Genomic DNA, 25,066 nt, shown 5'->3' on the forward strand with positions numbered 1-25,066 from the left:
ATGGACGCACTGACCGCAGCCCTCAAAGTCGCAGCATCCGGCCTCGGCGCGCAGTCGGAGCGTCTGCGCGTGGTTTCCGAAAACCTGGCCAACGCCCAGTCGACTGGCACCGCGCCCGGCTCTGATCCTTATCGCCGCAAGACCATCAGCTTCGTTTCCGAGCTTGACCGGGCCTCCGGCAGCTCAACGGTTGCAGTGAATTCGATCGATCGAGACCCAAGTGACTTTCCAGTCGAGTTCCAGCCCGGCAATGAGGCCGCCGACGAGAAGGGCTACGTCAAGATGCCCAACGTCAACGTGCTGATCGAAATGGCCGACATGACCGAGGCCAACCGCTCCTACGAGGCCAACCTTCAGGTCGTCAAGCAGGCCCGCGACCTGATTTCCATGACCATCGACCTGATGAGGAACCAGTAATGATCAGCGGTATCGGAGCCCTTCAGTTCAAGCCGTCGATCGGCGGCGATGACACGGCGACAAGCCTGCTTCAGGGCGGCGCGACACCCTCGGCCGGCGGTAACATCGGCACCTCCTTCGCCGAGGCGCTGAGCCAGGCAGCCTCCAAGACCGTCAACACGCTGCAGAATGCCGAGCAGGTATCGTTGCAGGCGCTCAAGGGCGACGCCGACACCCGTCAGGTGGTCGACGCCGTGATGAGCGCGCAGCAGGCGCTTCAGACCGCCGTCGCCATCCGCGACAAGGTGGTTTCCGCCTATCTCGAAGTCAGTCGAATGGGCATCTGAGGATTTCCGCCATGAAAGCACTCGCCATCGCCGCCACCGGCATGAATGCCCAGCAGACAAATCTGGAAGTCATCGCCAACAACATCGCCAACATCAACACCACCGGCTACAAGCGCGCCCGTGCTGAATTCTCCGACCTGCTCTATCAGGTCGACCGCACGCAAGGCGTGCCCAACCGCTCCAACGCCTCGCTGGTGCCGGAGGGCGTCTCGATCGGCCTCGGCGTCAAGACGACGGCCGTGCGCAACGTGCACACCCAGGGCGAACTGACCAGCACCGGCAACAGTTTCGACCTGGCGCTGACCGGCAGGGGCTGGTTTCAGATCGAGGGTGCCGACGGCGGCACGCTCTACAGCCGCGCCGGCGCTCTCAACACCAGCGCCACCGGCCAGTTGGTGACGGTCGACGGCGCTGCCGTCATTCCCGCAATCAATGTTCCCGTGGATGCCGTCGAGGTCATCGTCAACAAGACCGGCCAGGTGTTCGCCCGCATCGACGGCCAGACCGACCTGCAGAACCTCGGTCAGCTTCAGATCGCCAATTTCGCCAACGAGGCCGGCCTGGCGCCGCTCGGCGACAATCTGTTCCAGGAAACCACGGCTTCGGGGCCGGCGAATGTCGGCGTGCCTGGCGATCCCGGCTTTGCCACCATCCAGCAGGGCTATCTCGAAGCCTCCAACGTTGACCCGGTCAAGGAAATCACCGAGCTGATCTCGGCGCAGCGCGCCTATGAGATGAACTCCAAGGTCATCCAGGCCGCCGACGACATGGCCTCCGTCGTCTCCAAGAACATCAGGTAACGCATGATGTCGACGCCCGGCCTCCTGTCCGCATTCCGCCGCACCGCGCTCGTCCTTGCGCTGGTGACCGGCACGATGCCGGCTTTTGCCCAGGAATCGGCCAACCAGTCGGCCACCCGGATCGCCAGCAATCAAGCTGTCGGCGAGGTGGTGCTTATTCCGAGCCGGGTTATCTACCCCGGCGAGACCATCAACTTGGCTGCCCTGAAACAGGTCACCCTTATCGTCGGCAAGCACAAGCCGGAGGCGGTCGCCACACGGGTCGAGGAACTGGATGGCAAGGTCGCCAAGCGCACGTTGCTGCCCGGCCGCTACATTCCCTCCACCGCCATCCGCGAGGCCTGGCTGGTCGAACAGGGTGCCTCCGTGCAGATCTTCTTCATCGCCGGCGGGCTGACGATCTCGGCCACCGCCGTGACGCTGCAGCCAGGAGCCGCGGGCGACCTCGTCAAGGTCCGCAACATCGACAGCGGCAAAGTGCTGTCCGGCACCGTGATGGCGGATGGAACCATCCAGGTCAGCGCTTCATGATACGCGGGCTTACTCTGATACTGGCAGCCGTGCTTGGCCTGCAGCCGGCGCTGGCCGACGGCCTGACGCCGAAGGCCAAGCGCGAGCTCGCCGCTAAGAATGGTGGCGTCTACAACGATCCCGAATATGATCCGGCCACCACCAGCCGCATGTTCCGGGTTTCGACCGGGCCGAGTTCGCTGCCGCCGGGCCAGGTCGCCTCGCGCATCAAGGACATCGCCCAGTTGCAGAGTTCGCGCGACAATCAGCTCGTCGGCTACGGCCTGGTCATCGGCCTTGCCGGATCGGGCGACAGCCTGCGCAACTCGCCATTCACCGAACAATCGATCCGCGCGATGCTCGAAAATCTCGGCATCGCCACCGAAGGCGGCAGTGCACGTGCCAAGAATGTCGCCGCCGTCATCGTCACCGCCAACATGCCGCCCTACGTGCAGTCGGGCGCCCGCATCGACATCGACGTCTCCTCGATGGGCGACGCGACCTCGCTTTCCGGTGGCACGCTGATCATGACGCCGCTGAAGGCGGCGGACGGCGAGATCTATGCCGTCGGCCAGGGCTCGGTCATCGTGTCCGGCTTTACCGCCCAGGGACAGGCCGAGCAGCTGACGCAAGGCGTGCCGACCTCCGGCCGCGTGCCGAACGGCGCCATCGTCGAGCGTGCTGTCCAGGCCGAGTTCGACGATCAGGCGATCCTGACGCTGCAACTGCGCAATCCCGATTTCTCGACCGCTATCCGCATCGCGGACGCCATCAACGATTACACCGGCCAGCGCTTCGGCATGCGGGTGGCGGCCGAGCGCGATTCGCGCACCGTTCAGATCAGAAGGCCGAAGGGTGTCTCGGCGGCGCGCTTCTATGCCGAAATCGAGAACCTGGTGGTCGAATCCGACACGCCGGCTCGTGTCGTCATCGACGAGCGCACCGGCACCATCGTCATCGGCAATGACGTCAAGATCTCGCGGGTCGCCATCAGCCACGGCACGCTCACCGTGCGCATCACCGAAGCGCCGCGCATCGTCCAGCCCGAACCCTTCTCCAAGGGCGAGACCGCCGTGGAACCGTTCACCGCCATCGACGCCAGCCGGCCCGACGCCCGCGTTGCGGTGCTGGACGGACCCGATCTCCAGACCCTCGTTTCCGGCCTCAACCGCCTCGGCGTCAAGCCGGACGGCATCATCGCCATTTTGCAGGGCATCAAGTCGGCCGGGGCCCTGCAGGCCGACCTGGTTCTGCAATAGGCGATGCCGATGACGCGCTCCTTCCCACGCCATGACGGCAGACACCGCAAAGCCGCGATCCTCCTCGCGACCGCCATTGTCGCGGCTCTGCCCTTTGCCGGCGACACCGCACGCGGCGAGGAGATGGTCCGCCAGGTCCTGCCGGGAGCACCGGTGGCAGCGGCGCCGCAGCAATTGAAACGGGAAAAGGCGCCGGACCAAAGCGAGATCGAGCGCTTCTGCTCAAACATCGCCGACGCCGCCCGCGACCGCCGCTATGTCCTGCAGGCGGAGGAACTGAAGCAGCTCCAGGCCGGCATTGACGAGCGCATGAAAGCTCTCGACGCAAAGAAAGCTGAATACGAGACCTGGCTGAAGCGGCGCGAGGTTTTCCTGGCCCGGGCCGAGGACGGCGTCGTCCAGATCTACGCCGGCATGAAACCCGACGCCGCCGCCGAGCGGCTGGCCATCGTCAACGCCGATCTGGCTGCGGCCATATTGATGAAGCTCGATTCACGCAAGGCGAGCGTCATCCTCAACGAAATGGACCAGAAGGCGGCGGCGACGCTCACCGGCATTATGGCCAGCGCAGCCCGAAGGGTAGATCCGTCATGATCCGGAAAATGCTTGTCCTGTGCGCGGTCACCATGCTGTCCGGTTGCGGAACCAACCTCAAGGAGGTCGGCAGGGAGCCGGCCCTCTCCCCGGTCGGCTCCGGCATCGATGGCGGCAGCACCGGCTCCCTCTATCGCTACCCGCAAACGCCGCCCGCGCCGGTCAAGAAATTCTCGTTGTGGGACGACCGCCAGAGCCGGCTGTTCACCGACCCGCGGGCGCTGTCCCAGGGCGACATCCTGACGGTCAAGATCAAGATCAACGATCGGGCCAACTTCAAGAACCAGAACGACAGGAGCCGCACCGCCAATCGCAAGCTCGGTTACGACCTCAGCGCGCAGTGGGACAAGTGGAGCACCGCCGGCAAGGGCGCTGGGGCTCTCAGCTCCACCACGGACACGACGGCTGACGGCGAGATCAAGCGCTCGGAAACGCTTGAGCTCAATGTCGCGGCGATCGTCACCGATGTGCTGCCCAACGGCAATCTGATGATCACCGGATCGCAGGAAGTGCGCGTCAACGCCGAGCTCAGGGTGCTGACGCTCGCCGGCATCGTGCGGCCGGCCGATATCGGCGCCGAAAACACCATCCCCTACGAACGCATCGCCGAGGCCCGCATCTCCTATGGCGGACGCGGTCGCATCACCGAGGTCCAGCAACCTGCCTACGGCCAGCAGATTCTCGACCAGGTTCTTCCGTTCTAGGATCGGGGCAGGGCGCCGTGGCAAATATCGAACAGGCTCAGCCGCGCAAGGGTCCCTCCCCTGCCATTCAGGCCGGCATGCTGCTGGTTGTGACGGCGGCGGCCATTGGCATGGGCTGGATGTCCGGCGGTTATCTCAAAGGCGTCGGCGCACCGGCGTCGGTACCGGTCGCGCCCGAGAACGAAGGCAAGATCGTGCAGCCCGCCGCGGCCGTTCAGCCAGGCCTGGGCCCGATGCTTGTCGTCCTGGCACCGATCACCACCAACATTGCCTCGCCTGCCGGCACCTGGATCAGGATGGAGGTATCGGTCGTCTATGACGTGCCACAGCCACAGGCAATGTCGGATGACATCCACCAGGACCTTCTGGCCCTGGTGCGCACGTTGAAGATGCATCAGATCGAGGGCGCCAGCGGCTACCAGCACCTGAAGGCCGACCTCGAAGAACGCGCCGCGATCCGCAGCCAGGGTCACGCCAAACAGGTACTCATCAGGACATTGCTGCTCGAATGAGAAAGTTCCTTCTCGCCACGGCCATGATCGCCGCCGCCACCTCCATCGCGGCGGCCCAGCAGCTCGATCTCGGCGGCATCGGCAAGGCTGACGGCACCACCGTCGGCTACATCATCCAGATGTTCGGCCTGCTGACCGTTCTGTCGGTGGCGCCAGGCCTGCTGATCATGGTGACCAGCTTCACCCGTTTCGTCATCGCCTTCTCGATCCTGCGCGCCGGCATCGGCCTGCAGTCGACACCGGCAAACCTCATCCTGATTTCGCTGTCGCTGTTCATGACCTTCTATGTCATGGCGCCGACTTTCGATCAGGCCTGGAACACCGGCGTGAAGCCGCTGATGGACAACCAGATCACCCAGACCGAAGCCTTCGACAAGATTTCGGACCCGTTCCGCACCTTCATGCTGCACAATGTGCGTGACAAGGATTTCGACCTCTTCGCCGACCTCGCCCGCGAGCGCGGCCAGACCGTTTCGCGTGACACCGTCGACCTGCGCATCCTGGTGCCAGCCTTCATGATCTCGGAGATCCGGCGCGGTTTCGAGATCGGCTTCCTGATCGTGCTGCCATTCCTGGTCATCGACCTAATCGTGGCCACCATCACCATGGCGATGGGCATGATGATGCTGCCGCCGACAGTGGTGTCGCTGCCGTTCAAGATCCTGTTCTTCGTCCTGATCGACGGCTGGAACCTGCTTGTCGGCAGCCTGGTGCGCTCCTTCAACTGACCCTGCCGCGCCGGCTCGAAATCCCAGCAATATATTTTCGATTAACCGTCCGGTTTAGCCCTTTGGTAGGGACTTGCCCGCATATTCGCTCGCAGATGGCGGGTGATCGATTTTGAGAGATCATGGGCATGATGCCGCACCGTCATACCGGTAGAGCCGGTATGTAAAAAATACCTGTAAAATCAAGGTACGAGTACCATGTCCAGCATCATGACGAACAGCGCCGCATTGACGGCCCTGCAGAGCCTCAACGCCACCAACAAATCCCTCACCGACACTCAGGCCCGCATTTCGACCGGCTACAAGGTCTCGCAGGCTTCGGACAACGCCGCCTATTGGTCGATCGCCACCACGATGCGCTCCGACAACAAGGCTCTGTCGACCGTGCAGGATTCGCTTGGCCTCGGCGCGTCGAAGGTCGACACCGCCTACACCGGCATGAACGCCGCGATCGCCACCATCGACTCGATCAAGCAGAAGCTGACCTCGTCCTATGGTCAGACGGATGCCGCCAAGGAAAAGACCCAGGTCGAAATCGCCGCCCTTCAGGCGCAGCTGAAGGGTTACGCCGACGGCGCGACTTTCTCCGGCACCAACATGCTGTCCGTCAACAGCGGCGCGACAGCCACGACGGCGGCCGATGTGAAGATCGTTTCGGCGTTCAACCGCAGCTCCGCCGGCGCGGCTTCGATCTCGACGATCGACGTCAACGTGGAAAGCATCAAGCTGTATGAATCCGGTGCCGCGGCGACCAGCAAGGGCATTTTGGACTCCAATCGTCTCGGCACCACCGGCGCTGAGGTTGCCGCGGCCTCGGCACCGACTTTGGGCGCTGCCGCAGCGGTCACCGACACCTATTCGGTCGCCACGCTGACGATCTTCTCGGGTGGCACGGCCGCCAGCGATAGCCAGATCGCCCAGCAGATGAACGTCGTCGACGCCGCGCTCAAGGACATGACCAACGCCGCCACCAAGCTCGGCGCCGCCAAGAGCAGTATCGACCTGCAGAAGACCTTCACGCAGGATCTGATGGACTCCATCGATCGCGGTGTCGGCCAGCTCGTCGATGCCGACATGAACAAGGAATCGACCCGTCTCCAGGCCCTGCAGGTCCAGCAGCAGCTCGGCATCCAGGCGCTGTCGATCGCCAACGGTTCGTCGCAGTCGATCCTGTCGCTCTTCCGCGGCTAATCGCCTTCGCCCAACCACAGTTCGCACTAAAAAATCGGGCCGCGCCAAAAGCGCGGCCCGATCTGCGTTTTGCTCCAGCCCCACGCAACCCTCGATCCTTAACTCTCAAAAGCCAGCTTTTAACAGGCTGTTAACCATGCCGCGCTAGTTATGGTTAACCAATAGCTTACGACAGTTGGCGAATCGGTCCGACCGGCACGATGCCACCCGTTGAACAGGCCCATCCGGCATGTCAGAGCATGCCGGCTTTAGAGAAGGAGCGACTTTCTTGGCGAGCATCATGACCAACGCTTCGGCGTTAACCGCACTTCAAAGCCTCAGCGCCACCAACAAGTCACTCGAGCAGACGCAGGCGCGCATCTCGACGGGCTACCGGGTCTCGCAGGCCTCCGACAACGCCGCCTACTGGTCGATCGCCACCACGATGCGCTCCGACAACGCGGCCCTGTCGACCGTGCAGGATGCACTCGGCCTCGGCGCCTCGAAAGTCGACGCCGCTTACACCGGCATGAACAATGTGCTGACAACGATCGGGCAGATCAAGACCAAGGTGCTGTCCATGGTCGGTCAGACGGATGCCGCCAAGGCAAAAACCCAGACCGAGATCAAGGCGCTTCAGACGCAGATGAAGTCGTTTGCCGATGCGGCGACGTTCTCCGGCTCGAATTTCCTGGCGGTGACCTCCAAGCAGACTGCCGCCCCTAACGATGGCGTCCAGCCCGACTCGCAGATCGTGTCCTCATTCAATCGCTCCTCATCCGGCGCAGTGTCGATCGGAACGATCAACATCGATGTCGAGGGCACCAAGCTTTTCGACTACGGCCTCGCCGCCGAGGTCAAGAATTCCGGAACCCTCGATCGCAAAACCTCCATCTATTCCACGGGCGCCGCCCAAACCCTGTACGACAACGCCTATGCTGGCGTGATCGCGGGCGGAGGAACGGATATCGCCGCAAACACAGCCGGCCAGACGGCGGCGGGAGCGGTCGCCAAGGTCGACAATATTTCCGCCTACAACCTCGACATCACGGCCCCAGGGGTGACCGACGACATCATCACGCAGATGGTGACCAGGATGGACAAGGTCATGGCCCAGTTGACCGACTCCGCCACCATCCTCGGCTCGGCCAAGAGCAGCATCGACCTGCAGAAGACCTTCACCCAGAGCTTGATGGACTCCATCGACCGCGGCGTCGGCCAGCTCGTCGATGCCGACATGAACAAGGAATCGACCCGTCTCCAAGCCCTGCAGGTGCAGCAGCAACTCGGCATCCAGGCGCTGTCGATCGCCAACAGCGCCTCGCAGTCGATCTTGTCTCTGTTCAAGAGCTGATCACGGGCGCCACCGGCGCCCACCTTCCCATCAGATAATCGGGCCGCGCCGCAAGCGCGGCCCGATTTCATTTTCGCACAAGCTTCGAAGACTAGAGTTCCGGCGGACAATCATGCTGGGAGTCGTTGAACCGTGCCGGAACAGATCCAGAGCATCATCTCTAATCTCCGCGGGTTTGGCGTGAAGCGCCTCGCCATGCTGGCGGGCATCGCCGTTCTGGTGATGGGCGTCATCGGCATCGCCTCGGTCTATCTCAACCGCCCCGCCTACGACACGCTCTATGTGGGACTCGACCGCGCCGACGTGAACCAGATCGGCCTGGTGCTGGGCGAAGCCGGTATCGGCTTCGATGTCGGCGCCGATGGAACCTCGGTTCTGGTGCCGGTCGGCACCACCGCTCAGGCCCGCATGCTGCTCGCCGAAAAGGGCCTGCCGACCAGCGCCAATGCCGGCTACGAATTGTTCGACAATGTCGGCTCGCTCGGCCTCACCTCCTTCATGCAGCAGATCACCCGTGTGCGCGCGCTGGAAGGCGAGATCGCCCGCACCATCCAGTCGATATCGGGCATCAAGGCTGCGCGGGTTCACATCGTCATGTCCGAACGCGCCAATTTCCGCCGCGACGAGCAACAGCCTTCCGCTTCCGTGGTCATCCGCTACGCCGGCATCGACGCCGAGAAGAGCGCCATGTCGATCCGCCATCTCGTCGCCGCCGCCGTTCCCGGCCTGTCGGCCGACAAGGTGACTGTTCTCGATTCCAGCGGCAATCTGCTGGCCGCTGGCGACGATCCGTCCAACACCAGCGCCGCCCGCACGCTCGGCGTCGAGCAGACCGTCGAGGCGCAGATAGGAGACAACATCCGCCGTGCGCTGACGGCCTATCTCGGCCCCGACAATTTCCGCGCCAGCGTCAAGGCCGAGGTCAACACCGACACCCGCCAGACGGAAGAGACCATCTTCGATCCGAATTCCCGCGTCGAACGCTCGGTACAGTCGGTGCGCGCCAACGAGAACAACAACCAGAAGCAGGCTTCCACTCCGGCCAGCGTCGAGCAGAACCTGCCCGAGACCCAGGCAACCGCCACCGATGGCCCGCAATCCTCCTCGCAGAACGACCGCAGGGAAGAGATCACCAACTACGAGATCAATTCCAAGAAGATCGCCACCGTCTCCAACGGCTACACCGTCACCAAGATGTCGATTGCCGTGGTCGTCAACCAGCAGCGGCTGACGACCATCCTCGGCAAGGACGCCACGCCGGAGCAGATCGCCAAGCGCGTCGCCGAGATCCAGAAGATGGTCACATCCGCTACGGGCCTGGACGAAAAGCGCGGCGACATCATCGACGTCTCGGCGGTCGAGTTCATCGATGGCCTGGATGGCGAGGCGATCCCGCAGGCGGGAATGCTCGATTCGATCGGCCAGCATGCCGGCACCATGATCAATGCGGGTGCCTTCATCGTCGTGGTGTTCCTGGTCGCCTTCTTCGGCCTGAGGCCGATGGCCGCGGCGCTGACGGCAAAGGCTACTCCGGCCCTGGCAGGTCCCAGCTTCGACGACGTCCAGCGCTCGCTGCCGACCCCGGAGGCAATGGCCGCCACCGACAATGCCGCGGTTGGCGCCTTGCCAGGCACACGCCCCGGCCCCACACCGCTCGACGATCTTCGCCAGAAGATCCGGCCGGCGCCGCAGGACCGGCTTGCCAGGATGGTCGACCTCAACGAGGAGCGCACCGCACAGATCCTGCGCAAATGGGCTTCCCAGGAAGTGGCGGTGTAAACCATGCCCTCCGTAGCCCTCTTCGACCTTCTGCCTGATTTCGGGACGCGCGCGCAACGTGCCGGCCAGCCCCGGGCAGCAGTCGATCCCGAACACAGGCCCGAGACGCCGGCGCCGCAAGCCGATATCGGCACGCTGATCGCCGAGGCGGTTGCCCAGGCGGAGGCAGTGCTGGAGGTCCGCCTGTCGGCTGCGCATGACGCCGCGCTCGAGGCCGAACGCCAGGCCAATGCCGAGGAAGCAAGGATATTTCACGAAAGCCTCGGCGACGATGTCGGCAAGGCGGTCTCTCTGCGCATCGATGCGATGGAGGCGCGCGTGACCGGACTTGTCGCCGCCACGGTCGCCCGCATCATCGGCGGCATCGTCAGCGACGATCTGCAGAAACGTTCGATCGATGCGTTGGCCGGCGCCGTTCGCGAAGCGGTTGGCGATGCCGAAGCGGTGCGCATCGTCGTGCACGGCCCGCTCTCGATGTTCGAAACACTGAAGGCGTCGCTCGGACCCCGCGCCGCCAATCTCGATTTTGTCGAGGCGCCAGGCTTCGACCTGACCGTCGCCATCGACGAGGCGGTGTTCGAGACGCGCATGGCCGAATGGTCGACGATCCTCTCAGAGGTCCTGGCATGAGCGTCGCCAACGCCGATCACGGCCGCAACGAGATCATCATCGTGCGGCGCAGTCATGACGACCATGACGAAGCCCACCATGGCGGCGTCTGGAAGATCGCCTTCGCCGACTTCATGACGGCCATGATGTGCTTCTTCCTGGTCATGTGGCTGATCAACGCCGCCAACGAGCAGACAAAGGCGGCCGTCGCCAGCTACTTCAACCCGGTCAAGCTGGTCGACCGCAATTCGAGCCGCAAGGGCCTGGAGGATCTCGGCGACGGCCCGCGCGCCATGGGGCTGACGGCCGACGATCCGCAAGAGGCCACCAGCAAAGCCGGACAGAACGGCAATGCCGGCGCAGGCGCATCGGACCGCAAGCAGGACAAGCAGGAGCCGCAGCAGGCGGAACGCTCCGACGACCATCTCTTCGCCGACCCCTACGCGGTGCTTTCGGAAATCGCCACCGACACCGGCGTCATGCAGAATGTCAGCCAGAAAGGCGACGGCGGCGTGCAGGCTGCCGGCCCGGCTACCGGCGCCTCCGGTGGCGCCTCCTACCGCGATCCCTTCGAGCCGGATTTCTGGTCGCAGCAGGTCGCGGCGCCCGGCGCCGAGGCCAGCGCCGAACGCACCAAGATCGAGGGCGATCCGGCCAAGCCCGGCGACAAGACCGCCGAAACGCAAGTGCTCAAAGTCAAAGCCGTGCCGCCTGTCGCGCCCGCACCGCTTGAGCCGCAGGCAAAGGACGTGACCGGCAAGCAGGCCGCGAACCCTGCCACCGCAATGGCCGGCGAGACCAAACCGGACGGCACCAAGGCCGCCGACGCAGCCAAGGCAGAGCCTGAGGCGCAAAAGGCGGCCAAGCCCGAAATCGGCGAGAAGGCACCAACCGCGGCTGCCGTGAAGGCAGCGGCCGACGTCAAGCGGCAGTTGGCCGATGCTTTCAAGCCTGGCGACAAGCTGCACGACGGCGTCTCGGTCGAAGCCACCGACAAGGGAGTCGTCATCTCGATCACCGATCAGCTCGACTTCGGCATGTTCGAGGTCGGCTCGGCATTGCCGAGACGCGAACTGGTGCTGGCGATGGAGAAGATCGGCCGCATCGTCAACAGCCAGAAGGGCACCATCAGCATCAACGGCCACACCGACGCTCGGCCATTCCGCAGCGGCAGCTACGACAATTGGCGGCTGTCGACGGCACGCGCGCATTCCGCCTATTACATGCTCGTGCGCGGCGGCGTCGACGAACGCCGCATCACCGAGGTCGCCGGCTATGCCGACCGCCAGCCGAAGGTAGCAGCCGATCCATTGGCGGCCGCGAACCGCCGCATCGAGATCCTGATGGCGACCGGCGGATGAAGCGAGCGGCCGTCACCCGCCGGTTGATTGGCCTGCTGCTGCTGGCCGGCGGACACCCGTCGGCCGGTTTCGCCCAGGACGCGCTGCAGCCGTATCAGCTGGTGCGCTCGCTGCAACTCATCCAGGACCGCATAGCCGCCGGCGATCATGCCGCCATGCCTATGCAGGCCAAGCTTCTGGAAATGGCGGATGCACGCCTGCGCGCGGCGAATGCCGAGGATTACAGGGATCCCAAGAACTTTCGCGCCCTGCTTGTCTACGGCATGAGTGGCGGCAACCCGGTGACCGTCGAAGCCGCCACGTCGCGCGCCACGACGGACCCGCAAAGCCTTGCCATAGCCAAAGGCGTGATCGACTACCTCAACGGCCGGCCCGGCGAGGCGATCGAGGCGTTGAAGCCGATCGATCCCATGGCGCTGCCTCCCGATCTCGGCGCTTTCCTTGCCCTGGTCAAAGGCTCGTTGCTTGCCGGCGACCAGCCGGCGGCCGCACTCGGTCTGCTCGACCAGGCAAGATTGCTCAGCCCCGGCACGCTGGTCGAGGAAGCGGCACTTCGCCGTTCGGTCGGCATTGCTGTCGCGCAAGGTGACGCGGCACGCTTCGCGCTTGCCTCCACCCAATATGTCGAGCGTTACCTCTATTCGCCCTATGCCAGCCAGTTCGCCGACTCCTTCGTCTCCGGCGTCATCGCGCTGCACATGTCGATCAGCCAGGACAAGCTGGGCGACATCACTTCGATGATGGATCCCGAACGCGAGAAGGTGATCTATCTGCGCATCGCCCGCCGCGCCGCGATCGACGGCCTGAACGATCTGTCGGCTTTTGCTTCGGCGCGGGCCGAGCAGGGCCGCGACGGCAACACCAACCAGGACGATCCACGCGCCCTGCTCTATGCCAGCCTTTCCACCGTCACCTCGGGCACCATCGAGGATGTCCGCGCCAAGCTTGGCAAGATCGACCGCTCCAGGCTCTCGGAAGGCGACCGCGCCTTGCTCGACGCCGCTCAGGCGATTGCCGGCGAGGTCGTCGCGCCGCCCGCCACCCTTCCCGAGGAAAAGCCTGCCCCTGTTGCGGCCGAGCAAACGCCGGCGCCCGAGATCGCCACGGCGCAAGGCGCCGATGACAGCGGACTGCCACCGGTCGAAGGCGCGATCTCGGAGAAACCTGCCGCCACCGCGGCCTCCGCCGGATCAGCGAAAGCGCCGGACACGGCGCCGGCTGCGGCCACATCCGCCGACGCAGCGACTGTCATGCCGGTCTCGGCACCGTCGCCTGCAGCCGGCTCCGAGACCACTGATCCGACCGACGCCGCCATGACCAGAACACGTCGACAGCTCGACCTGATCGACCAGATGCTTGGAGCCGCCCCCAAATGACCACCAGCCTCGGCTCGGCCTTGCCAGGATTTGCCTCCACGCGCGCGACGTCGGAGCAACCGGCTGCGAATGGCAGGAACGACGACGCCGGCTTCGGCAAGATGCTGCGCGGCGACACGAACCCTAACCGCCCGGAACGGCAGCCGGCGACCGAGGCGGGATCGCGCGACCAGCGCTGGGGCAAACTTGCCGCTGGCCTTGCCGGGCATGGCGGCAAGGCCGAACCGACGGCGGCCGGTCCCGGAAAGACCATTTCGACCAAAGTGCCAACCGTGAAAATCGGCAAGGACGATCTGGAAGCAAAGGCGCGCAAGGACGATGCCGACGCCGAAGAGACGGCGCCGGACGCCGATGCTGTGCCGCTTCAGGACGACTTGTCGCTGCTGATCGCGTTTCATGACCTGCGCCATTTCTCGACGTCGGCCAAGGCCGCCGGGCGCGACGCGGCAGCCGCCGAGAGCCCATCGAACCCGGCGCTCGACGGGCAAGCTCCCCTGCCGAAGACCTATCGATCAAAATCCACGGCCGGACGCGAGGCCCTCGAAACCATGTCGAAGCCGGAGCAAGTGTCGATCGTCGACGGGCCTTTGACGGAGCTTGACGCCCAGCCACCGAGCTCTGTCTCCAGCGCGCCGAAACGCGACAACACAGTGGCGGCCCTGAAGCTGCCGGACGCGCCGGCTGCCGATGTGCCCGGCGTGCAGTCGAAACACACCGCGTCGGCGATGAAGAGTATCGGGGATGTCCAGTCCTCGATGCGGCCCGAAGCGGGGAAACAGTCCCTGTCCGCCGCACGCATCGACGTGGTGTCCGAACAGAGCTTCCCCGCGCCGCCGCAGAGTCCCATCAGCCAGGCCGCCCTCAATGTGATCAACGCCATAGCCGCCGACAGCGGCCCGCAAAAGGCGCTTTCAGCCTCATCCGCGGCCGCTCAGCTGGCCAGCCCTGTTGCCGTTCCGACACATATGTTGAAGATCGAACTTCACCCCGCTGAACTCGGCATGGTGACGGCCCATCTTCGCCTCTCCGGAGAACAACTTTCGATTGAGCTCAAGCCTGAATCACACGACGCCTATCGTCGGCTGTCCGCCGACAGCGAGGCCATCGTCAAGTCACTGCGGGGGCTCGGCTTCGAGGTTGACAAGGTCACAATCCTGCAACCTTCGGTAGCGGTTCCCTCTACAACCCGCACCGATGCAACCGCCCCGTTGCCGGCGGCAACAGGCCGCGATCCATCATCCTTCCAGCCGGGGAATTCAGGCGGCGGCAGCTCCGGAGCCGGCGGCCAGCAACCGGGCCAGCAATCCTCAGGGAAACGCAACGATGACGCGCAGGACTACGGCCGCGGCACTTCGCCTTCTCGCGAGCGCGCTGGCGGCGATATCTTTATCTAGCGCGGCAAGCGCTGCCGCAGCCGCAACCAACCCTTGCGAGCCGGAAATCCTGCGCGCCGCCGATCGCTATGGCGTGCCCGCCGGCATCCTCTATGCCGTTGGCTTGACGGAGACCGGCAACAAGGGCAGCCTTCAACCCAACGCCTTGAATATAGAAGGAAAAGCGGTCTTTCCAAGAAGCCGTACCGAGGCCCTGGCCGCCTTCGCCAATGCCCGGCGCGAGGGCAAGACGCTGATCGATCTGGGCTGCATGCAGATCAACCACCACTACCACGCTTCGCATTTTCGCAGCGTCGAGGACATGCTCGACCCGCGCCAGAACGTCGACTATGCGGCGCGCTTCCTGGCCAGCCTCCATGCCCGCCACGAGACCTGGTCGATGGCCGTCGCCCGCTACCATGCCGGCCCCGACAACGATCCGGCGCAGAAGATCTATGTCTGCCGCGTCATTGCCAACATGGTCGCCACCGGCTTTGGAAAATGGACCGCGAACGCTCGCGGCTTCTGCAACCCGTAAGCGCATTTCACGCTTCTAATAGACAAACCTTGCAACTCGGAATTGTTGGTTTGACTTGGTCAGAACTTACCACCGAAAGCATATCTGGTCGCACGCTAATGCAACCGATACGATTCCAGACTCCCAAGAAACTAGCTACAAGAAATGACGGTTGTTCAGGATTCTCGCCAGCGGATACGCCTCTCTTCACGGGGCAAATGATTTGATTCGGAAGGCGGGGCCGATGATTGTGATCGTTGACGAGCGGGAGCTCGTAACAGAGGGATACAATTCACTTTTCGATCGTGAGGGCATCGCCTGTGCAGGCTTTGCGTCCGGCGAATTCGGCGAGTGGGTGAACTCCGCCGCCGACACCGATCTGCGCTCGGTCAGGGCCTTCCTTATCGGCGACTGCCGCGAAGGCTCCATCTCTCCCCGCCAGATCCGCGACCGCACCGGCGCTCCGGTCATTGCGCTGAGCGAACAGCATTCCCTGGAGAACACGCTGCGGTTGTTCGAGAGCGGCGTCGACGACGTCATTCGCAAGCCCGTCCATATCAGAGAGATTCTGGCCCGCATCACCGCCATCCGTCGCCGCGCCCAGGAAGACGTCGCCTACACCGAGATTGGCGCCATGCGCATCTTCATGGACGGCCGCGACCCCGAGATCGACGGACAGCCCCTCCCCTTGCCGCGCCGTGAGCGCCGAATCCTTGAATATCTGGCGAGCAATCGCGGACGCCGTGTCACCAAGACCCAGGTTTTCAACGCCATTTACGGCATCTTCGACGAAGAGGTCGAAGAAAACGTGGTGGAAAGCCACATCAGCAAACTGCGCAAGAAGCTGCGCGAAAAGCTGGGCACCGACCCGATCGATTCCAAGCGTTTCCTTGGCTACCGGCTCGTCTTCTGATGCAGCCCCGCGCCAGCCTCGCGCAAGAAAACACGCGTAGCCTCGTTGCCAGTGGCATGGACACAGCGGAGACGTTTCGATGAGCCTCTATGGAATGATGCGGACCGGCGTTTCCGGCATGAACGCGCAGGCAAACCGCCTGTCGACGGTCGCTGACAACATCGCCAATTCCGACACCACCGGCTACAAGCGGTCCTCCGCCGAATTCTCGACGCTGGTCATGCCGTCGACCGGCGGCGCCTACAATTCCGGCGGCGTCACCACGACGATCCGTCAGGCGGTCAGCGATCCGGGTGTGCTTCAATACACGACCTCGGTTTCCGACCTTGCCGTCAGCGGCGATGGCTTCTTTGTCGTTCAGGATCCGAGCGGCACCCCTTACCTGACCCGAGCCGGCGCCTTCGTTCCCGACGGTCAGGGCAGACTGGTCAACTCGGCCGGCTTCCAGCTGATGGCCTACAGCTACGACAACGGCGTACCGGCAGCGACGGTCAATGGCTTCGAGGGGTTGGTCCCGGTTGTCATCTCCGACCAGGGAATGACCGCGACACCGAGCACCGAGGGCAGCTATGCAGGCAACCTGCCGGCCGGCGCGACACCGGTCGCCGCCGGCAATCTGCCCACCACCAATGCTGTCGGCGCGCAGTACACTTCAAAATCCTCCATGGTTGCCTACGACAATCTCGGCAACAAGAAGCTGCTCGACGTCTATTTCACCAACACCGGCGCCGGCACCTGGCAGGTCTCGGTCTTCGATCAGTCTAAGGCCACCGCCGGAACAGCATTCCCTTATACCGGTGGCGCGCTGGGCTCGGCCAACCTGACGTTCGACACCACCACCGGCAAGCTCACCGGCGCCGTCGACAGCGTCTCCCTCACCGTGCCCAACGGCGCCGCCTTTTCGCTCGATCTGTCTGCGCTGACCCAGCTTGGCGCCGGCTTCACGGTTTCCGACGCCCAGGTCAACGGCAACGCGCCGAGCACCATCGACAAGGTCCAGATCAGCAAGGACGGCACCATCTACGCCCAGTACAAGGACGGCTCCACCAAGCCGCTCTACAAGATCCCGCTCGCCGACGTACAGAGTCCGGACCAGCTCAAGGCGCTGCCTGGCAACGTTTATTCGCAGGGCACCGAATCCGGCGCGGTTCGTGTCGGCTTTGCCAATGAAGGCAAGCTCGGCTCCATCATCTCCGGCGCGCTCGAGAATTCCAACGTCGATATCGCCGAAGAGCTGACCAACATGATCGCGGCGCAGCGCAGCTACACCGCCAATTCGAAAGTCTTCCAGACCGGTTCCGATCTGATGGACGTCCTTGTCAACCTGAAGCGATAAGACGGGCGCCGCCCGCGAAAGACCCGCATGTCACTGTCTACCGCATTGAGTATCGCCCAGTCGGCGCTTATGAACACCGCGCGACAGACCAGCGTCGTCTCGCGCAACGTCGCCGACGCCTCCAACCCGGACTATTCGCGCCGCCAGGCCATCGTCACCAGCACGGCGCCGGGCGCGCGTTCGGTCGATATCCAGCGCGCAGCCAACGAGCTTTTGTTTCGCCAGAATCTCGGCGCGCTGTCGGCCTGGAGCGGCCAGAGCGCGCTCTACAGCGGCATGGATCAGCTGGGCGTTGCGGTCAATGGCGTCGACAATGCGTCCTCGCCCTCGACCGCGATCGCCAACCTCCAGCAGGCGCTGCAGCTCTACGCCACCTCGCCGTCCAACCAGAATCTCGGTGCCTCCGTCATCGACGCGGCCAAGCAGGTCGTGCGCTCGCTCAACGAGGGCGCCAAGGCCGTCCAGGACTTCCGCACCCGGACCGACGGCCAGATTGCCACGGCCGTCGATGACCTGAACTCGCTCCTCAGCCAATTCCAGGATGCCAACACGGCCGTCATGTCCGGAACCCGTTCCGGCACCGACGTTTCCGATGCGCTCGACCAGCGCGACGCGCTTTTGAAGAAGATTTCGAACTATGTCCCGGTGTCGACCTTCACGCGAGGCGACAATGACATGGTCATCACCACCGGCGACGGCACGACTTTGTTCGAGACGATACCGCGCACGGTCACCTTCGCGGCGTCGGCAGGCTATACAGCCGGTGCCGCCGGCAATGCCGTTTACATCGACAACGTGCCGATCTCGGCGGGTGCCGGCGGCAACACCAGCGCCAGCGGCACGCTTGCCGGCCTGCTGCAATTGCGCGACGGCGTCGCCTCGACCATGCAGAGCCAGCTCGACGAGACGGCGCGTGGCCTGATCACCGCCTTTGCCGAGACCGCACCCTCGATGGCCAATGCCGCCGGCCTGTTCACCTGGTCGGGCGCGCCGGCCGTGCCGGCCGCCGGCACGCTTGTCAACGGCCTTGCCGCGTCCATCAGCGTCAATGCAGCGATGGATCCGAGCACCGGCGGCAACCCGACGCTGCTGCGCGACGGCGGTGCCAACGGTGCGGCTTATGTAGCCAACACCGGCGGTGGCGCGTCCTATTCCACCCTTCTGGTTGCCTATGGCGACCGGCTCGACCAGCCGATGGCTTTCGATCCCGCCGCCGGGGTTTCGGCAACCTCCAGCGTGTCCGACTACGCCGCCAATTCGATCGGCTGGTTCGAGGGCGTGCGCCAGCAGGCTTCGACCGCCTCCGACGCCAAGGAAGCACTGGCATCGCGCAGCGCCGAGGCGCTGTCCAACGCGACCGGAGTCAATGTCGACCAGGAAATGTCGCTGCTGCTCGACCTCGAACACACCTACCAGGCATCGGCGCGGATGATGAAAACCGTCGACGACATGATGGCGGCCTTGCTCAACGCGGTGGGATAATTCCATGACTTCAGTCTCCTCGGCCGCAATCTCCAATGCCATGCGCTCCCAGCAGATGCGCATGCAGGCCGAACTCGTCAAAGCCACCAAAGAATCCTCGACGGGCAGGGTCGCCGATATCGGCCTGGCTCTCGGCGGGCGCACCACCCAGGCCGTCACCTTCCAGCGCGATCTTGATCGGCTCAACGTCATCATCGATTCCAACGGCCTGGTCGGCGCCCGGCTTTCCTCGACGCAGACCTCGTTTGGTCAGCTCTCCACCGCCGCGCAGACCTTCCTGTCCGCCCTGACCACCGCTTCCTCAAGCGACTCGTCCAACAGCCTCACCCGGGACTCCGGCAAGGCGACCATCCAGCAGCTGACCTCGATCCTCAACACCAGCGTCAATGGGGAATATCTGTTTGCCGGCACCAACACAGACGTCAAGCCGATCAACAATTTCATGGCTGCCGGCTCTCCTGCCAAAGCTGCATTCGATACCGCTTTCCTCACCAATTTCGGTTTCACCCAGGACGACCCGGCAGCGGCCAACATCACGGCTGCCCAGATGGACGATTTCATCACCAATGATGTCGCGCCGCAGTTCACGGGCGCGGGTTGGCAGGGCAACTGGTCGAACGCCACCGACCAGCAGATCGTCAGCCGCATCGCACTCAACGAAACCACGCCGACTTCGACCAGCGCCAACAGCGATGGCATTCAGAAACTCGCCATGGCCGCAGCCATGGTCAGCAGCCTGATGTCCAGCAACATCAGCCAGGCGGCGAAGAATACGGTTGTCAGCCGCTCCACCACACTGGTTGGTGAGGCGCTGAGCGGCATTGGCCAGCTTCAATCCGAGACCGGCATCGTGCAGAAGCGGGTTTCCGATGCCAACGATCGGATGAAAACGCAGGTCGACCTTTTCGAACGGCACATTCTCGATCTGGAAGCCGTCGATCCGGCCGAAGCCGCGACACGGGTCGCGGATCTGACACAGCACATCGAAACGTCTTTCGCGTTGACCGCACGCCTGCAGCAGCTCAGCCTGTTGAATTACCTGACCTGACAACGCTTAACGGAACGGTAGAGCCCCAACGATGTACCAATTCTCTTACGCCGACATCCAGAGCACCTCCGTTGCCGACGCGAAGGACCGCGAGCGGGAACTCCTGACCCGCTCGATCGACATGTTGGCGGCGGCGGCCGCCGCCGGCCACGGTTCGATGGAGGCGATCGAAGCGCTTCATTTCACCAACCGCGTCTGGACGGCCTTCGTCGAGGATCTCGGCTCCAGCGACAACGCCCTGCCCAAGGAACTGCGCGCCAACCTCATTTCCATCGGCCTGTGGCTGCTGCGCGAGGCGGAGGACATCCGCCAGGGCCGCACCAACAATTTCGAAGGGCTGATCGAGGTGTCCCAGATCATCAGGGACGGCATTCAATGACCAACACGCTGAAGATATCGCTGAAGCCGAACGAGAAGATCTACATCAACGGTGCCGTCATCCGGGTCGACCGCAAGGTCACCGTCGAATTGATGAACGACGTCCAGTTCCTGCTCGAAAGCCATGTGATCCAGGCCGACGACGCCTCGACACCGCTCAAGCAGCTGTATTTCATCCTGCAGGTCATGCTGATGAATCCGGCCGGCGCGGCCGGGGCGCGCGACATGTTCCGGCGTTCGCTGCCGCTGCTGCTGGCAAGCTTCGAGGACACCCAGATCTGCGCTGCGCTGAAACAGATCGACCGCATGGTCGGCGAGGATCATATCTACGAGGCGCTGAAGGCAATCCGCGCGCTTTATCCGCTCGAACGCCGCGCGTTGGGTGGCAATGACGACGTTCCGGGTGCCGAGCGCCCGCTGGCTGTGGGAGCACGATACTGATGAACGTGGACATGACGACGACGATACCGCCCGGCGCCAACCAGGCCACCGCGTCGACTTCGAAGACAGCGGTCGACTACCAGTCCTTCCTGAAGCTTCTGATCGCCGAGATGAAGAACCAGGATCCGACCAAGCCGATGGACTCGACGCAATATGTCGCCCAGCTCGCGACCTTCTCGCAGGTAGAGCAATCGGTGCAGACCAACACCAAGCTCGACCAGATCATGCAGTCCTCGGCACTGTCACAGGCCGACGCACTGATCGGGCGCTCGATAACCTCCGCCGACGGCAAGACGACGGGCACGGTGGCGTCGGTGCGCCTCGCCAGCAACGGTCTCATCGCCGTGCTGCAGAACGGCACCGAAGTCGCGGTCGGTCCGGGAGTTTCGGTCAAGGCAGCTAGCTGACGCTTTCGGCAGAGAGCCAGTCCCATGAATGAGGCCGACGCTCTCGACATCGTCCAGTACGCGGTGTGGACGGTGCTGGTCGCGTCCGCTCCGGTGGTGCTGGTCGCCATGGTGGTCGGCATCGGCATCGCCCTCATCCAGGCGCTGACGCAGGTGCAGGAGATCACCTTGACCTTCGTGCCGAAGATCGTCGCCATCATGCTGGTGGTGGCGCTGACCGGCCCCTTCATCGGCAGCCAGATATCGGCCTTCACCAACGTCATCTTCGAGCGCATCCAGAACGGATTCTGAACCTGTTCCAGGATGGTGTGCCGCGGCATGCCCTGCGCAATTGTCGGAAGACAGACGCCGCCGATCCCCGCGGCACCTCCGGACCCACGGCGGACAAGGCCTGGACCGCCTCTATCCCATTGTTGGACCATGAGCTTTTTTGCCCTTTGCGGCGCCATGCCCTACTTTCGGCAAACGGTCTGCGCAAACGGATTGTCTGACGAGCAGGCACGACATGGCGGAAACCCCAAATGATTGACGAAAAGCCGGACAGCGAGAGCGTCTCGGCGCTGGCGCCCTTCCGTCACGGCATTTTCCGCGCCGTGTGGGGCGCAAGTCTCGTCTCGAATTTCGGCGGCTTGATCCAGGGTGTCGGCGCCGCCTGGATGATGACCACGATCGCCACCTCGCCCTATCAGGTGGCCCTGGTCCAGGCTTCGACCACCTTGCCGATCATGCTGTTTGCGCTCGTCGCCGGCGCCATCGCCGACAGTTTCGACCGGCGCAAGGTGATGCTGGTCGCCCAGACCTTCATGCTGGTGGTGTCGGTGCTTCTGACCCTGTTCACCTATTCAGGCCTGATCACGCCATGGACGCTGCTTGCCTTCACCTTCCTGATCGACAGCGGCACCGCGCTCAACAGCCCATCATGGCAAGCCTCGGTCGGCGATATCGTTCCCCGCAACAAGGTGCCGGCGGCCGTCGCCCTCAATTCGATGGGCTTTAACCTGACGCGCAGCGTCGGTCCGGCGATCGGCGGCATCATCGTCGCCGCGGCCGGTGCCGCGGCCGCCTTCGCGGCGAACGCGGTGAGCTATATCGGCCTGATCATCGTGCTGGCGCGCTGGAAGCCGGACGTGCCCATATCGACCTTGCCGCGCGAGTCGCTGGGGGCCGCCATGGGCGCCGGCCTGCGTTATGTCGCCATGTCGCCCAACATCGGCAAGGTGCTGGTCAGGGGTGCTGCGTTCGGCTTCAGTGCAGGCGCTGTGCTTGCGTTGCTGCCTCTGGTGGCGCGCGATGTCGTCAAGGGCGATGCGCTGACCTACGGCATCATGCTCGGCGCCTTCGGCATCGGCGCGGTCGGCGGCGCCTTGATCAGCGTCAGGCTGCGGCAGTTGCTCTCCAGCGAGACGATGGTGCGCTGTGCTTTCGCCGGCTTCGCCGTCTGCGCCTTCAATGCCGCCGTCAGCCAGCATGCCTGGCAGACGTCGCTCGGCCTGCTTGTCGGCGGCGCCTGCTGGGTGATCGCGCTTTCGCATTTCAACGTCACGGTGCAGATGGCGACGCCGCGCTGGGTGGTCGGCCGGGTGCTGTCGGTCTACCAGACCGCGACCTTCGGCGGCATCGCGCTTGGCAGCTGGATCTGGGGCGTCGTCGCCGACGCGCATGGCGCCGAAACCGCGCTGATCGCAGCCAGCGTCGCCATGCTGGCCGGCGGCGCCATCGGTCTTTTGCTCCCGCTGCCGCAACAGCAGGTGCTCAACCTCGACCCGCTCAATCGCTTCAAGGAACCGCATTTGGCGCTTGACCTGAAGCCGCGCAGTGGTCCCATCGCCATCATGATCGAGTATGTGATCCGGCACGAGGACGAACCGGAGTTCCTCTCCATCATGGCCGAACGCGGCCGCATCCGCCGCCGTGACGGCGCCCGCAACTGGACGCTGGCGCGCGATCTCGAAAATCCCACGGTATGGATCGAGCATTATCACACGCCGACCTGGATCGAATATATCAGGCACAATGGACGCATCACCCATGCCGACGCCGTCATCGGCGAACGCGTGCGAGCGCTGCACAGCGGCGACGAACCGCCCCGCGTGCGGCGCATGATCGAGCGCCCGACCACCGCCGGCACGGCGCTTGTGATGGCCAAGGGGCCGATCGAGCATTAGTGCCGTTCGATGGCGATCCGAAACGTTTTCTTCAGGGGCAAGTGAAACAATCTGTGACGCCATGCGTGATCGCCTCAGATCGACGCGGGCTCTAAATACAAGTATTCGAGACACGGAGGTTGAGGAATCGCAATGAGCGTCGTTTACACGATTGGATATGAAGGGACGGACATTGAAAGGTTTGTCGCAACCTTAAAAGCGGTGGGCATAGAGCGTCTGGCAGACGTCCGCGCGGTTGCCCTCTCACGCAAGAAGGGATTCTCCAAGAAGTCTTTATCGGCCCGGCTCGAAGCAGAGGGCATCGAATATTTGCACTTCATTGATCTCGGTGATCCAAAGCCCGGAAGAGACGCGGCCCGCGCGGGATTTTTCGACAAGTTCCGTGCTATATACTCAGCACACCTTGATTCTGACGATGCTCAATCGTCCCTCAAGGAGCTAGTGGTCGTGGCAGGGGAAAAGGCTACGTGCCTGCTATGCTTCGAACGCGATCCGGTAACCTGTCACAGGTCCATCGTCGCGGGGGCCATGACGGAGTCAGCGGAGTTCGAGGTTTGCGATCTTTACGGAGACAACCCAGAACGCTATGTCCGGAACGCCCCAAGAATGCCGCGTTACCATCCTCGTGAAGGCGTTGCCGCAGCCTAGCAAGCTATATGGTGAGACCGTTTGCTGCGCAGGTATAACGCCCGATGGAAAATGGAAGCGTCTTTACCCCATTCGGTTCCGACACCTTTCCGGCAAAACCAGTTTCAAACGATGGGACCAAGTTCGATTTCGTTATTCCAAACCTCGCCGAGACAAGCGGCAGGAAAGCTGTCACGTCCATGAGGACAGTATCGAGATCCTTGGCGAGCTTTCACGCAAAGAGCGATCCCGGGCATTAGACCCACTGATCCTACCCTCCGTCGCCGAAGCCGCGCGTCGCGGTCAATCTTTGGCACTGATCCGGCCAATCGAGCCGAAATTCCAATGGAAACGAAAATCCGACGCTGCGATGGCAGAGGAGCGTGAGGCCTACGCCAAAGCCGCACGTCAGGGATCGCTACTCGACAAAGAATTGGAAGCGTTAGAACCCACCCCGTACGAGTTCAAGTTCAGGTTCCGGGACGAGGAAGCCGAGCACACCTACGTAGATGGTGATTGGGAAGCACATGCAATGTTCTACAACGGTATCCGTAGCGGTAAGTCCGAGGCGGATGTACTCGATTGGATGAACCGGACATTCAACGTTGAGTACCCATCAAGGGGCATGGCGTTTGCCGTGGGAAACCAAGCGAAGCGTCCGCAAACATGGCAGCTTCTCGGAGTACTTCGGCTTGACGAGCTTTCGGAGTCCGAGAAAGCGCAAGGGAACTTGTTCTGATACCCCATCTCCAGTTTTCGCAAGTGTGCGGAAACCTTCAAGGACTCAGGATGACCAAACTTCCGCTACCACCGCTTCGTCGTGTTCCACAGGCCCTCAAAAAGGAATTGGAGGAATATCGGAAGGCTAACCCGACACCCA

28 protein-coding genes are annotated in these 25,066 nt (G+C 63.5%); all 28 read left to right on the plus strand.

The features are described from left to right. Window positions 1–417, plus strand: a complete 417-nt coding sequence (flgC, locus tag EOA16_RS10925; protein ID WP_013529797.1) for a flagellar basal body rod protein FlgC — start codon at window positions 1–3, stop codon at window positions 415–417. Continuing rightward, entirely contained in the window at window positions 417–743 is a 327-nt protein-coding gene (locus EOA16_RS10930) for a flagellar hook-basal body complex protein FliE (RefSeq protein ID WP_127257835.1), read from the plus strand. The genes flgC and EOA16_RS10930 overlap by 1 nt, the downstream gene beginning before the upstream one ends. An 11-nt stretch (window positions 744–754) precedes the next feature. Then, window positions 755–1,543 (plus strand): flagellar basal-body rod protein FlgG, encoded by a 789-nt coding sequence (flgG, locus tag EOA16_RS10935; protein WP_127257837.1) that lies wholly within the window; start codon window positions 755–757, stop codon window positions 1,541–1,543. A 3-nt stretch (window positions 1,544–1,546) separates the two neighbouring features. Beyond that, the gene (gene flgA / locus EOA16_RS10940; protein ID WP_127257839.1) at window positions 1,547–2,074 is read left to right on the plus strand and encodes a flagellar basal body P-ring formation chaperone FlgA; all 528 of its coding nucleotides are present in this window, start codon (window positions 1,547–1,549) and stop codon (window positions 2,072–2,074) included. Then, a complete protein-coding gene (locus EOA16_RS10945; RefSeq protein ID WP_127257841.1) occupies window positions 2,071–3,312 on the plus strand; it encodes a flagellar basal body P-ring protein FlgI in 1,242 nt (413 codons plus the stop codon). The genes flgA and EOA16_RS10945 overlap by 4 nt, the downstream gene beginning before the upstream one ends. A gap of 3 nt (window positions 3,313–3,315) precedes the next feature. Then, complete coding sequence (locus EOA16_RS10950; protein ID WP_164754214.1) at window positions 3,316–3,906, plus strand: MotE family protein; 591 nt, start codon at window positions 3,316–3,318, stop codon at window positions 3,904–3,906. Beyond that, window positions 3,903–4,610: a flagellar basal body L-ring protein FlgH gene (gene flgH, locus EOA16_RS10955; protein WP_127257844.1), complete on the plus strand. Its 708-nt coding sequence runs from the start codon at window positions 3,903–3,905 to the stop codon at window positions 4,608–4,610. The genes EOA16_RS10950 and flgH overlap by 4 nt, the downstream gene beginning before the upstream one ends. A 17-nt stretch (window positions 4,611–4,627) precedes the next feature. After that, complete coding sequence (locus EOA16_RS10960) at window positions 4,628–5,122, plus strand: flagellar basal body-associated FliL family protein (protein ID WP_127257846.1); 495 nt, start codon at window positions 4,628–4,630, stop codon at window positions 5,120–5,122. Then, the gene (gene fliP, locus EOA16_RS10965) at window positions 5,119–5,850 is read left to right on the plus strand and encodes a flagellar type III secretion system pore protein FliP (protein ID WP_013529789.1); all 732 of its coding nucleotides are present in this window, start codon (window positions 5,119–5,121) and stop codon (window positions 5,848–5,850) included. The genes EOA16_RS10960 and fliP overlap by 4 nt, the downstream gene beginning before the upstream one ends. A 198-nt stretch (window positions 5,851–6,048) precedes the next feature. Continuing rightward, window positions 6,049–7,041, plus strand: a complete 993-nt coding sequence (locus EOA16_RS10970) for a flagellin (RefSeq protein WP_127257848.1) — start codon at window positions 6,049–6,051, stop codon at window positions 7,039–7,041. A gap of 268 nt (window positions 7,042–7,309) precedes the next feature. Beyond that, window positions 7,310–8,374 (plus strand): flagellin, encoded by a 1,065-nt coding sequence (locus EOA16_RS10975; protein WP_127257850.1) that lies wholly within the window; start codon window positions 7,310–7,312, stop codon window positions 8,372–8,374. A 132-nt stretch (window positions 8,375–8,506) separates the two neighbouring features. Then, entirely contained in the window at window positions 8,507–10,153 is a 1,647-nt protein-coding gene (fliF, locus tag EOA16_RS10980) for a flagellar basal-body MS-ring/collar protein FliF (protein WP_127257852.1), read from the plus strand. Window positions 10,154–10,156: 3 nt separating this feature from the next. Next, window positions 10,157–10,783 (plus strand): hypothetical protein, encoded by a 627-nt coding sequence (locus EOA16_RS10985; RefSeq protein ID WP_127257854.1) that lies wholly within the window; start codon window positions 10,157–10,159, stop codon window positions 10,781–10,783. Beyond that, the gene (locus tag EOA16_RS10990) at window positions 10,780–12,123 is read left to right on the plus strand and encodes a MotB family protein (RefSeq protein WP_127257856.1); all 1,344 of its coding nucleotides are present in this window, start codon (window positions 10,780–10,782) and stop codon (window positions 12,121–12,123) included. The genes EOA16_RS10985 and EOA16_RS10990 overlap by 4 nt, the downstream gene beginning before the upstream one ends. Further along, a complete protein-coding gene (locus tag EOA16_RS10995; RefSeq protein WP_127257857.1) occupies window positions 12,120–13,499 on the plus strand; it encodes a chemotaxis protein MotC in 1,380 nt (459 codons plus the stop codon). The genes EOA16_RS10990 and EOA16_RS10995 overlap by 4 nt, the downstream gene beginning before the upstream one ends. Continuing rightward, window positions 13,496–14,893, plus strand: a complete 1,398-nt coding sequence (locus EOA16_RS11000) for a flagellar hook-length control protein FliK (protein WP_127257859.1) — start codon at window positions 13,496–13,498, stop codon at window positions 14,891–14,893. The genes EOA16_RS10995 and EOA16_RS11000 overlap by 4 nt, the downstream gene beginning before the upstream one ends. Beyond that, a complete protein-coding gene (locus tag EOA16_RS11005; RefSeq protein ID WP_164754215.1) occupies window positions 14,823–15,410 on the plus strand; it encodes a transglycosylase SLT domain-containing protein in 588 nt (195 codons plus the stop codon). The genes EOA16_RS11000 and EOA16_RS11005 overlap by 71 nt, the downstream gene beginning before the upstream one ends. Before the next feature lie 223 nt (window positions 15,411–15,633). Continuing rightward, a complete protein-coding gene (locus EOA16_RS11010; RefSeq protein ID WP_013529780.1) occupies window positions 15,634–16,302 on the plus strand; it encodes a response regulator transcription factor in 669 nt (222 codons plus the stop codon). Between the two features lie 79 nt (window positions 16,303–16,381). Next, window positions 16,382–17,638 (plus strand): flagellar hook protein FlgE, encoded by a 1,257-nt coding sequence (locus EOA16_RS11015; protein ID WP_127257861.1) that lies wholly within the window; start codon window positions 16,382–16,384, stop codon window positions 17,636–17,638. 27 nt (window positions 17,639–17,665) lie between these two features. Continuing rightward, window positions 17,666–19,120: a flagellar hook-associated protein FlgK gene (gene flgK / locus EOA16_RS11020; protein WP_127257863.1), complete on the plus strand. Its 1,455-nt coding sequence runs from the start codon at window positions 17,666–17,668 to the stop codon at window positions 19,118–19,120. A gap of 4 nt (window positions 19,121–19,124) precedes the next feature. Beyond that, window positions 19,125–20,168 (plus strand): flagellar hook-associated family protein, encoded by a 1,044-nt coding sequence (locus EOA16_RS11025; RefSeq protein WP_127257865.1) that lies wholly within the window; start codon window positions 19,125–19,127, stop codon window positions 20,166–20,168. A gap of 31 nt (window positions 20,169–20,199) precedes the next feature. Next, complete coding sequence (gene flaF, locus EOA16_RS11030; protein ID WP_109659362.1) at window positions 20,200–20,547, plus strand: flagellar biosynthesis regulator FlaF; 348 nt, start codon at window positions 20,200–20,202, stop codon at window positions 20,545–20,547. Then, complete coding sequence (gene flbT / locus EOA16_RS11035; RefSeq protein ID WP_109659360.1) at window positions 20,544–20,987, plus strand: flagellar biosynthesis repressor FlbT; 444 nt, start codon at window positions 20,544–20,546, stop codon at window positions 20,985–20,987. The genes flaF and flbT overlap by 4 nt, the downstream gene beginning before the upstream one ends. Beyond that, window positions 20,987–21,394 carry a flagellar hook assembly protein FlgD gene (gene flgD, locus EOA16_RS11040; RefSeq protein WP_127257867.1) on the plus strand — a complete coding sequence of 136 codons (408 nt, stop codon included), beginning with the start codon at window positions 20,987–20,989 and terminating at the stop codon, window positions 21,392–21,394. The genes flbT and flgD overlap by 1 nt, the downstream gene beginning before the upstream one ends. A 24-nt stretch (window positions 21,395–21,418) precedes the next feature. Then, window positions 21,419–21,685 (plus strand): flagellar biosynthesis protein FliQ, encoded by a 267-nt coding sequence (fliQ, locus tag EOA16_RS11045; RefSeq protein ID WP_013529773.1) that lies wholly within the window; start codon window positions 21,419–21,421, stop codon window positions 21,683–21,685. A 230-nt stretch (window positions 21,686–21,915) separates the two neighbouring features. Beyond that, window positions 21,916–23,559: an MFS transporter gene (locus EOA16_RS11050; RefSeq protein ID WP_127257869.1), complete on the plus strand. Its 1,644-nt coding sequence runs from the start codon at window positions 21,916–21,918 to the stop codon at window positions 23,557–23,559. A gap of 132 nt (window positions 23,560–23,691) precedes the next feature. Continuing rightward, a complete protein-coding gene (locus EOA16_RS11055; RefSeq protein WP_127257871.1) occupies window positions 23,692–24,207 on the plus strand; it encodes a DUF488 domain-containing protein in 516 nt (171 codons plus the stop codon). Continuing rightward, window positions 24,146–24,925, plus strand: a complete 780-nt coding sequence (locus EOA16_RS11060) for a hypothetical protein (RefSeq protein WP_245455905.1) — start codon at window positions 24,146–24,148, stop codon at window positions 24,923–24,925. Before EOA16_RS11055 ends, EOA16_RS11060 begins: the two co-directional genes overlap by 62 nt. Window positions 24,926–25,066: the final 141 nt, after the last annotated feature.

Origin of the sequence: Mesorhizobium sp. M7A.F.Ca.US.008.03.1.1 (assembly GCF_003997495.1) — a bacterium.
Lineage (GTDB): Bacteria > Pseudomonadota > Alphaproteobacteria > Rhizobiales > Rhizobiaceae > Mesorhizobium.

Coding starts and splice junctions, on each gene's coding strand:
- EOA16_RS11005 (WP_164754215.1), top strand. CDS start 14,823: ATGACGCGCAGGACTACGGCCGCGGCACTTCGCCTTCTCGCGAGCGCG.
- flaF (WP_109659362.1), top strand. CDS start 20,200: ATGTACCAATTCTCTTACGCCGACATCCAGAGCACCTCCGTTGCCGAC.
- EOA16_RS10930 (WP_127257835.1), top strand. CDS start 417: ATGATCAGCGGTATCGGAGCCCTTCAGTTCAAGCCGTCGATCGGCGGC.
- flgH (WP_127257844.1), top strand. CDS start 3,903: ATGATCCGGAAAATGCTTGTCCTGTGCGCGGTCACCATGCTGTCCGGT.
- EOA16_RS11060 (WP_245455905.1), top strand. CDS start 24,146: ATGTCCGGAACGCCCCAAGAATGCCGCGTTACCATCCTCGTGAAGGCG.
- flgG (WP_127257837.1), top strand. CDS start 755: ATGAAAGCACTCGCCATCGCCGCCACCGGCATGAATGCCCAGCAGACA.
- EOA16_RS11000 (WP_127257859.1), top strand. CDS start 13,496: ATGACCACCAGCCTCGGCTCGGCCTTGCCAGGATTTGCCTCCACGCGC.
- EOA16_RS10945 (WP_127257841.1), top strand. CDS start 2,071: ATGATACGCGGGCTTACTCTGATACTGGCAGCCGTGCTTGGCCTGCAG.
- EOA16_RS11010 (WP_013529780.1), top strand. CDS start 15,634: ATGATTGTGATCGTTGACGAGCGGGAGCTCGTAACAGAGGGATACAAT.
- EOA16_RS10970 (WP_127257848.1), top strand. CDS start 6,049: ATGTCCAGCATCATGACGAACAGCGCCGCATTGACGGCCCTGCAGAGC.
- flgC (WP_013529797.1), top strand. CDS start 1: ATGGACGCACTGACCGCAGCCCTCAAAGTCGCAGCATCCGGCCTCGGC.
- EOA16_RS11015 (WP_127257861.1), top strand. CDS start 16,382: ATGAGCCTCTATGGAATGATGCGGACCGGCGTTTCCGGCATGAACGCG.
- flbT (WP_109659360.1), top strand. CDS start 20,544: ATGACCAACACGCTGAAGATATCGCTGAAGCCGAACGAGAAGATCTAC.
- EOA16_RS10990 (WP_127257856.1), top strand. CDS start 10,780: ATGAGCGTCGCCAACGCCGATCACGGCCGCAACGAGATCATCATCGTG.
- EOA16_RS10985 (WP_127257854.1), top strand. CDS start 10,157: ATGCCCTCCGTAGCCCTCTTCGACCTTCTGCCTGATTTCGGGACGCGC.
- EOA16_RS11050 (WP_127257869.1), top strand. CDS start 21,916: ATGATTGACGAAAAGCCGGACAGCGAGAGCGTCTCGGCGCTGGCGCCC.
- flgK (WP_127257863.1), top strand. CDS start 17,666: ATGTCACTGTCTACCGCATTGAGTATCGCCCAGTCGGCGCTTATGAAC.
- EOA16_RS11055 (WP_127257871.1), top strand. CDS start 23,692: ATGAGCGTCGTTTACACGATTGGATATGAAGGGACGGACATTGAAAGG.
- fliQ (WP_013529773.1), top strand. CDS start 21,419: ATGAATGAGGCCGACGCTCTCGACATCGTCCAGTACGCGGTGTGGACG.
- flgA (WP_127257839.1), top strand. CDS start 1,547: ATGATGTCGACGCCCGGCCTCCTGTCCGCATTCCGCCGCACCGCGCTC.
- EOA16_RS10995 (WP_127257857.1), top strand. CDS start 12,120: ATGAAGCGAGCGGCCGTCACCCGCCGGTTGATTGGCCTGCTGCTGCTG.
- EOA16_RS11025 (WP_127257865.1), top strand. CDS start 19,125: ATGACTTCAGTCTCCTCGGCCGCAATCTCCAATGCCATGCGCTCCCAG.
- flgD (WP_127257867.1), top strand. CDS start 20,987: ATGAACGTGGACATGACGACGACGATACCGCCCGGCGCCAACCAGGCC.
- EOA16_RS10950 (WP_164754214.1), top strand. CDS start 3,316: ATGCCGATGACGCGCTCCTTCCCACGCCATGACGGCAGACACCGCAAA.
- fliP (WP_013529789.1), top strand. CDS start 5,119: ATGAGAAAGTTCCTTCTCGCCACGGCCATGATCGCCGCCGCCACCTCC.